This window comes from Methanobrevibacter sp. (genome assembly GCF_045116495.1).
GTDB lineage: Archaea > Methanobacteriota > Methanobacteria > Methanobacteriales > Methanobacteriaceae > Methanocatella.
The window spans coordinates 1-8,155 of the sequence record NZ_JBGULU010000023.1 but is presented as its reverse complement, the minus strand read 5'-3'; the positions used below and the strand labels follow the sequence as shown (position 1 = coordinate 8,155).

Here is an 8,155-nt window from a genome sequence, read left to right as displayed (position 1 = left end):
TTTAAACAAACTGCTTTTGAATGTTCGATGACATTTTGAGGAGTGTTTTCTTTTTTAAGTAATTCTATCTCTCTATTCATCTTTTTTTGTCAACTTTTTTGGTAAATGATTTCAAATCTTTTTCAGTTTGATCAATACGAGCTTGAATACTTTCAATGATTTCTTTATTGTCTTGGAATTCTAATTCTTCACCGCATGGGCAGAAAAAGTCTTCATCGGAAGCTTCATCAAAATTATATCTGACATGTCCGAGAGGGCATACGAAAAATATGTTGTTTTCTTCTTTGGACAATTCTTCTTTAAGTTCTTTGATTTTTTCTTCACAGTTTATCTTGATTCTGTTAATGAGTTCATCCTCATCAAATTTCCAGGAATAGGTGAACCATTGGGTTTCAGGATTTTTACTTCTTTTATAATTTGCAATTTTTAAATCATAAAGTTTGTATAGTATTTTCCTAACGATATTTAATTTAATTCCAGTTTTTTCCGCAATTTTTTCATCAGTTTCGTCACCGTCGATTAAAGCTTGGATGATAGGTATGATGGTTTTCATAACTGTATCTCTAATATCGTTGGCAATGAATTGGATTTCTTCTGGAGGAAGTTCTAATGCTCGTATGAGATTATCAATTCCTTCGGGGATTTCTTCTTCAGGATATCTTTCCCTAAAATTTTTTTTAAGAGTTTCTTCGTGGTCTTTTTCAACAATTTGTGATAATAATTCCTTTACTAATGGATGTTCTATCATTTAATTTCCCCTAACCGCTTTAATGTTTTTATTATCATTTTTGAAAATTAAAATAAAAATAACTAATATTAATGTTTAGTTCTGTTTTTTTTATTATAAAAACATAACTAATTTTCAATTTAATATTCTTCTAAAATATCCAATAGACTTTCAATTATATAATCAACTTCGCTGTCAGTCAATGTAGAATATATTGGCAAACTTATCTCATTTTTAAATAGATTATATGCATTCGGATAATCCTCGATATTATATCCGAGATTTTTATAAGCGGTTAGCAATGGAAGAGGCTTATAATGAACGTTAGTGCTTACTCCTCTTTCTTCCATTTTGATTATAATTTCATTTCTATCGTTTAAACTTATTCCGTCGATTCTTGTAAGATATAAATGTCCGGAGGATTTTGAAGTTGGTGTTGTGTGCACAGGGGTAATGATTTTGGAATTTTCAAATCCTTTTTCATATTTTTCTATTATTTCATGCCTTCTTTTCAGCATGGAATCATATCTTTCCAATTGTCCAAGCCCGATAGCTGCCTGTACATCGGTCATGTTACATTTATATGCAGGAATTAGAATGTCATATTCCCATGATCCCTTTTGAGTTTTTTCTAAGGCATCTTTGGTTTGACCATGAAGTGAAAGGATTTGGTACTGTTTGTAAACCTTTTCATTATCTATTCCGTCATGGTTTTTCCAGGTAACGGCACCACCTTCTGCGGTTGTTAAGTTTTTGACGGCATGGAATGAAAAACAGGTGAAATCTGCTAGACTTCCTGATTTTTTATCATTTTGAACAGCTCCAAAACCATGAGCACTGTCGGCAATAACAATTATTCTGCCGAAAGCTTTTTGAATATCATTGTTTGGGCTGAATAAATCTTTCTTATCTTCAATTATTTCAAATATCTTATCGTAATCACATAAGATTCCTGCAATGTCAACGGGCATTATTGCTTTGGTCTTATCGGTAATTGCACTAGCAACCAATTCATAATCCATTTCCTGTCTGTCTGTTTGGCTGTCCACCATTACAGGTGTTGCTCCGACATGGCATATAACGCTGCATGTTGCAGTATAAGTATACGCAGGTACAATTACTTCGTCTCCTTTTCCAATACCCAATAATCTTAAAGTCATTTCAAGAGCGGTGGTTGCGGCACTTAAACAAACGGTTTTGTCAGTATCACAATAGCTGCTTATTCTTCTTTCAAATTCCTTTGTTTTTGGTCCGGTTGTAATCCAGCCGGATTTCAATGCATCAATCACTTCTTCAATTTCTCTTTCACTGATATCTGGTGGGGAAAAAGGTATATTCATAATTTATTCTCCGTTAACTTCTTGTGGATTTTTGTAGGTAGGGACACATTCTTTCATGGTGTCCTTGATGATTTGTTTATCGGTAATGTCATTATCCAGGATGTATCTTAATTTATCAAGTTTTTCTTCAATATCATCCATAGTAAAGTTTTTAGGTTCGGCAATGAAGATTTTTTCGTGGTTGGTTTCTTCAAGGCCTTCTTCATCCATTAATAATTCTTCGTACAGTTTTTCTCCGGGTCTCATGCCGATAATTTCAATTTTTATATCTTCATCTAGTTTTAATCCGGATAATTCAATCAAAGTTTTTGCAAGGTCATAAATTTTAACAGGCTCTCCCATATTCAATACAAATATCTCTCCGCCTTTTGCATATGTAATGGATTGCAAAACTAAAGCCACTGCTTCGGGTATGGTCATGAAAAATCTGGTTATCTCTTTATGGGTTACGGTTACTGGGCCTCCTTCGGCAATCTGCTTTTTAAATAATGGCACAACGGATCCGTTACTTCCCAAAACATTACCGAAACGAACGGCAACATATTCGGTTTCACTTTCCTTGTCTTTAGCTTGAATAATCATTTCACAGACTCTTTTAGTAGCGCCCATTATGTTGGTGGGATTCACTGCCTTGTCGGTTGAAATCAAGATAAATTTCTTTGTTTTGAATTTATCGCATGCATTTACAAGGTTGTATGTTCCAAATACATTGTTTTTAATAGCTTCTGTCGGGTTATTTTCCATTAAAGGCACATGTTTATGTGCTGCGGCATGGAAAACAATTTCAGGATGGTATTCTTCAAACAGATCCATTATTCTTTGTTCATCCCTGATATTTGCGATTATTGCTTTAATTTTGTTATTGGGATATTTTGCCTTCAATTCCAATTCAATTGAATATAAGCTATTTTCATAAATGTCTAACATTAACAGCTGCTTTGGATTGTGGAGCATTATCTGTCTGCAGATTTCTTCACCAATTGAGCCTCCTCCACCAGTTACCAGGACGGTTTTATCTTGAATTAAACTTTTAATGTTGTTGTTGTCAAGTCTGATAGGGTCTCTTCCAAGCAGATCTTCAATTTCAATATCTCTTAGGCTGTGATAAAGGTTTTCCTCTGTGATAAGTTCTCTCAAATCAGGCAGCACTTTAACTTTAGCGCCTGTTTTACTGCAGATTTCAAGAATTTCCTTTTTGTTTTTATTGTCAATTGTCACTATTGAAAAGAATATGGTATCAACATTATATTTTTCACAGATTCTTCCTATATCATCTCTTGTTCCGATAATCCTTACTCCCGCTACTGAATAACCCATACGTTTTTTATTGTCATCTATAATTCCTACAATGTCATATCTTCCTTTTAATGTGGTATTTAAGGTTTTAATAATGTCGTTGGCGGAATATCCTCCTCCGATAATGAGCAGTTTCTTTTGATTTTCGGAGGTGTAATTAATTCCTTTGTTAACCACATCTGCCAGTAAAATATATCTCAAAATTAAACGTGAAGCAACAATCAGCAAACCGATTATCACACCTACGGTCAAATTAAGTTTGATGGAAGGGTTTTTCATATGCAGGATTAACTCTTCAATCAGGGATACGATTATTGTTGAAATTATTGAAAGAAAGATATATATTAGATAATCCTGGTTGGTTTCATATCTGATGACTGTATTGTATCTTTTAAAAATTCTAAATACAATCTGGAAAACTATAATTGACAGTACTATGCTTATTAGAATTTCCCGTGCGGTAATTGTACTTGTAGGATTCATTAAAAATGAATCTGTAATCAGTACTGACATTAAATAATATCCCAATATGATTGAAATACAATCAGCTAATGGCAATAGGAAATTCCTATATTTTCCGAACGAATCAACCTTCATAATTATCAATCTTTCAATTTTTCTATACAAACTGGTAATAATTTTTTACTATAATAAGTATTATTCTAGTAAAAATATATTGTTACTTCATAAATATAAAATTTTCTTTGATTTCCAGTAACTCGTTTAAAATCAGTTATTTTGCAAAATATTTGTTAATTTCATCTGTTTTTTGTATTATGGTAGGTGACGGTAATGTTTTAAATTATTGGTGTTTTCTGATAATCACTGCGGGCGTATGTGTGATTGAATCAAGTGCTTCAACAGTAACTTCATCAATTTCTGTTCCCAAAACTGATTTAACACTATGAATAGTCTTCATTTCTGTTGAAAGTGATTTTTGATAATCTTCAGCAATATTGGCTATTTTTAAACCAGTTTCAACATCAATTTTTTCGCTGCAACCTAGGGGTGTTGATCCCATGTTTTCGCATAATTGGCCCTTTACATATCCAAAAAATCCGTTATCGGCATCAATGCCCTCAATAGCTATTGGAAGGCCTGTAAAATACTTTCCATTTTTCATATATGTAGCGTCAGTGTCAATAATAAGCACACAAACGTCTTTTCCTATTTCCTTTTTAATGTCTTTTGCAACCTTCTCAGGATTTTCAGGAAGCAAGGAAACATAGGTTCCAGGAGCATTACTCAAATCTATCCCTGCTTCAGATGCAGGTTTAAGGGCATGTTTCAGTCCGTATAATTGAAGAACAACTTCCTTATGGGCTTTTGTTTCTTCAGGCAATTTTCTCAGGTTTTTTATTGTTCTTTCTTTAATGCCTAAAAGAGGTCCCAAAACATATCCCCAAAGATATTTGCTCCAAACTGTTGTTAGGAATTTGGCAGTCAAAGAGGGAGTATATTTGGATTCGTCAACCAGTCGGTTCTGTGAAACTGAAATAGGAGTTTCAGCTATTACCAGATAATCACCATCTTCCATCAGCCTTTTTGCAGGTTCAATAATGGCACTTAAATCTTCATTTGGTTTAATGTATCCCGTTTCAATTGGAATTACAATAAATTCGCCATTTATTACATGTTTTACATTTTCTAAATCTGTCATAAAAATCTTTAATAATATTTAATAATTAAATATATAACAAGATAGAGTTTATTATAATTATCTATTCTAGGTGTTAATCATGGCAAGAAAATTTATAACATATTTTGATAAGCAAGGTGACGATTATACTGATGAGCTAATTTCAGTCGTTAAAGATAAAATTGACATATCTGAACACATTAAATACATTTTAATTGCCTCTTCAACTGGAGAATCTGCATTAAAACTTGCAAATGCCATTGATAAAGATATAACTATTATCAATGTTTCTCATAATGTCGGATTTAGCGGCGATAATGAATCAGATATTTCTGATGAAATGATTGAAAAATTGGAAGAAGTTGGAATTAAAACATTTCAAGGTTTACATGCATTCAGCGGAGCTGCAAGGGGTGTTACAAACAAATATGGTGGATTTTCTCCATTGGATGTTGTAGCAGATACATTAAGGATGTTTTCCCATGGTGTAAAAGTGGCTGCTGAAATATCAATCATGGCTGCTGATGCCGGTTTAATCCCTGTTGGTGAGGAAATTATCGCTATTGGAGGCAGGGCTCATGGAGTGGACACTGCAGTTATTTTGACTCCAGTAAATTCAAAAAATTTATTCAATATGAAGTTCCATGAAATTATTGCAATGCCAAGGGATTAATTAAATTTAATATTTTGGTAAAATTTCGCAATACTTTAAATAGTAGGTGCATTTAAATATTAGTTACAAGATAAATAGTTAACAATTAATTTTAATTAGCAGAGTATGTGGGGTTAATTTGTGAAATTTATAGATGATGCAATCAAGGAATCTGAACAAAGAATGGAAGAGAAAGTACCCGAAAAAATCTCTTCAGACATAGATGAAGATCTTATTAATATTATTAAAGGTGTTAGAACCAATATATTTGTTGTTGGTGCTGGTGGAGCAGGAAACAATACCATTTCCAGATTAAACGAAATGGGTATTGAAGGAGCAACAACAATCGCTGTCAACACTGATGCTCAAGATTTATTTTACTGTCAATCTAGCAAAAAAATTCTTTTAGGAAGACAAACTTCCAAAGGATTAGGTGCAGGTGGAGAACCAACTGTCGGTGAAGAATGCGCTGAAGAAAGTGAAGATGAAATCAGAGATGAATTAGAAGGCGCAGACATGGTATTTGTCACTTGCGGTCTTGGTGGTGGAACCGGTACCGGTTCAGCTCCAATCATTGCTAAAATTGCTAAAAAATTAGGAGCTTTAACTGTTGCGGTTGCTACTATGCCATTTTCTGCAGAAGGAATTAAAAGAAGAGAAAATGCAGAACAAGGTTTAGAAAAACTCCATGATGCTGCTGACACTGTAATTGTAATTCCTAATGATAAATTATTGGAAGTTGCACCAAACTTACCTTTAAATAAAGCTTTCATGGTTTCTGATGAAATCTTGGGAAGAGCTGTTAAAGGAATAACTGAATTGATTACCAAGAAAGGTCTTGTAAGTCTGGACTTCGCTGATATCAGAAGCATAATGAGCGGTTCCGGAATGGCTATGATTGGTATGGGTGAATCTGATTCTGGCGACAGAGCTTTAGAATCCGTACATGAAGCATTAAGCAGTCCGTTATTAGACATTGACATTTCAAATGCAACTGGAGCTTTAGTAAACATATCTGGTAGTTCAGATTTAACATTACATGAAGCTGAAAAAATAGTTCAGGTTGTTGCTGATAAATTGGATCCTGAAGCAAATATTATTTGGGGTACTCAAATCGATGAAAGTCTCCAAAATACTGTCAGAACAACTGTTGTTGTTTCAGGTATTAAAGGTAACTATGAAGACAATATTGGTCCGGATGTCAATGATGCTGATGATGTTTCAGAATCAGAGGCTGCAAATGATCAATTAGATGATTTCATTGATGGAATTTTCTAATTCCATTTCTTTATTTTTTTCAATAAATGCAAACATTTATTAAGGTTTAAAATATAAATTATTTTATTACTATTATTTTATTATAATTCATTAAATTATGATTGTTTCATAATTTTTTTATTTTGGGTATTTAAATGAATGTACAAGAAAGTTTTAATCAATTTATCAAAGACAGTAAAAGGGTATTGAAAGTATCAAGAAAACCTGATGGTAAAGAATATGTGGAACTCGCTAAAGTAGTTTCCATTGGTGTTTTAATCATCGGAGTTATTGGTTTTATTATAGTTTTATTAGGTGCATTGATTGGTTTATAAAACCAATTTTTTCATTTTTTTTGATCCCAATTGTTTATAATAAAATTTTGTAATTAACTTTTTTCTTTCAAAAATTCAATTTTTTGAAAAGGTTTATATATAACTAATACATATAGATATTCATATTATAGAACTCTAATTTTCAAGACTTTTATTATTCTTGATTAATTATTGCTTTTATAATAACTTTTAACTTAATGTATGAATTTATCTTTTTAGATTAAGAAAACTAGAACTTTTTAAGTTTTTATTTTGTTTAATCAATTAAATGATAATATTTTGAACCTATTGAAGATAGGGGATAGCTTAGTCAATTTTCACATAATTAGTGAATTACCTAAGAATCCGCATTTTTGTGGAACTTCATTAATTTAGTCAAATATTAAAATAGGTGAATTTTTCATGGAAGAATCTAATAGTTCCATATATGCTCTTAAGACCTCAGCAGGTCAGGAAAGGAATGTTGCTAGACTTTTAGCTCGTAAAGCTAGAACTATTGATGGCGTAGGCATTTCTTCAATTCTTGTTCCTGAATCTTTAAAAGGATATATTTTAGTTGAATCTTCAACAAAAATAGATCTCAGAAATCCTGATTTAAAAGTACAACATTTAAGAGGGGTTGTTGAAGGTAGTGTTGGCATTACTTTCGATGAAGCAAAAAGATTCCTGAAACCAGAGCCAATTATTTCCTCCATACAAAAAGGAAGTATTGTTGAGCTTATTTCCGGACCATTTAAGGGTGAAAGGGCGAAAGTGGTTCGTATTGATGAATCACGTGAAGAAGTTGTCCTTGAGTTAATAGAAGCGGCAGTACCTATTCCAGTTACTGTTAAAGCTGATCAAATTAGAATAATTCAAAAGGAGGCTGACTGATGGCTAAAGATACAGTCGAAGTTCTTATCGAAGGTG

Annotated in this window: 8 protein-coding genes; 4 read left to right on the top strand and 4 right to left on the bottom strand. The window is 32.6% G+C overall.

Annotation, left to right across the window (positions count from 1 at the left end; translation table 11 throughout):
• Nucleotides 1–76: 76 nt before the first annotated feature.
• The 4 genes from tfe to ACJMLH_RS01160 all read right to left on the bottom strand — a co-directional run bounded on the left by tfe (nt 77) and on the right by ACJMLH_RS01160 (nt 5,023).
• The gene (tfe, locus tag ACJMLH_RS01175; RefSeq protein WP_405274107.1) at nt 77–553 is read right to left on the bottom strand and encodes a transcription factor E; all 477 of its coding nucleotides are present in this window, start codon (nt 551–553) and stop codon (nt 77–79) included.
• Between the two features lie 314 nt (nt 554–867).
• Nucleotides 868–2,067, bottom strand: a complete 1,200-nt coding sequence (locus ACJMLH_RS01170) for a DegT/DnrJ/EryC1/StrS family aminotransferase (protein ID WP_405274106.1) — start codon at nt 2,065–2,067, stop codon at nt 868–870.
• 3 nt (nt 2,068–2,070) lie between these two features.
• Nucleotides 2,071–3,960 (bottom strand): polysaccharide biosynthesis protein, encoded by a 1,890-nt coding sequence (locus ACJMLH_RS01165; RefSeq protein ID WP_405274105.1) that lies wholly within the window; start codon nt 3,958–3,960, stop codon nt 2,071–2,073.
• 205 nt (nt 3,961–4,165) lie between these two features.
• Nucleotides 4,166–5,023 (bottom strand): coenzyme F420-0:L-glutamate ligase, encoded by an 858-nt coding sequence (locus ACJMLH_RS01160; protein ID WP_405274104.1) that lies wholly within the window; start codon nt 5,021–5,023, stop codon nt 4,166–4,168.
• Nucleotides 5,024–5,102: 79 nt separating this feature from the next.
• Between ACJMLH_RS01160 and ACJMLH_RS01155 the strand changes: the two genes are divergently transcribed.
• The 4 genes from ACJMLH_RS01155 (at nt 5,103) to ACJMLH_RS01140 (ending at nt 8,119) form a co-directional block, all read left to right on the top strand.
• A complete protein-coding gene (locus ACJMLH_RS01155) occupies nt 5,103–5,675 on the top strand; it encodes a pyruvate kinase alpha/beta domain-containing protein (protein WP_405274103.1) in 573 nt (190 codons plus the stop codon).
• 120 nt (nt 5,676–5,795) lie between these two features.
• Nucleotides 5,796–6,932 (top strand): cell division protein FtsZ, encoded by a 1,137-nt coding sequence (gene ftsZ / locus ACJMLH_RS01150; RefSeq protein ID WP_405274102.1) that lies wholly within the window; start codon nt 5,796–5,798, stop codon nt 6,930–6,932.
• Nucleotides 6,933–7,066: 134 nt separating this feature from the next.
• Nucleotides 7,067–7,246, top strand: coding sequence for a protein translocase SEC61 complex subunit gamma (locus ACJMLH_RS01145; protein ID WP_405274101.1), 180 nt, complete (start codon nt 7,067–7,069; stop codon nt 7,244–7,246).
• Between the two features lie 402 nt (nt 7,247–7,648).
• On the top strand, nt 7,649–8,119 hold the full coding sequence (locus ACJMLH_RS01140) for a transcription elongation factor Spt5 (RefSeq protein ID WP_292794642.1): 471 nt from the start codon (nt 7,649–7,651) through the stop codon (nt 8,117–8,119).
• Nucleotides 8,120–8,155 lie beyond the last annotated feature (36 nt).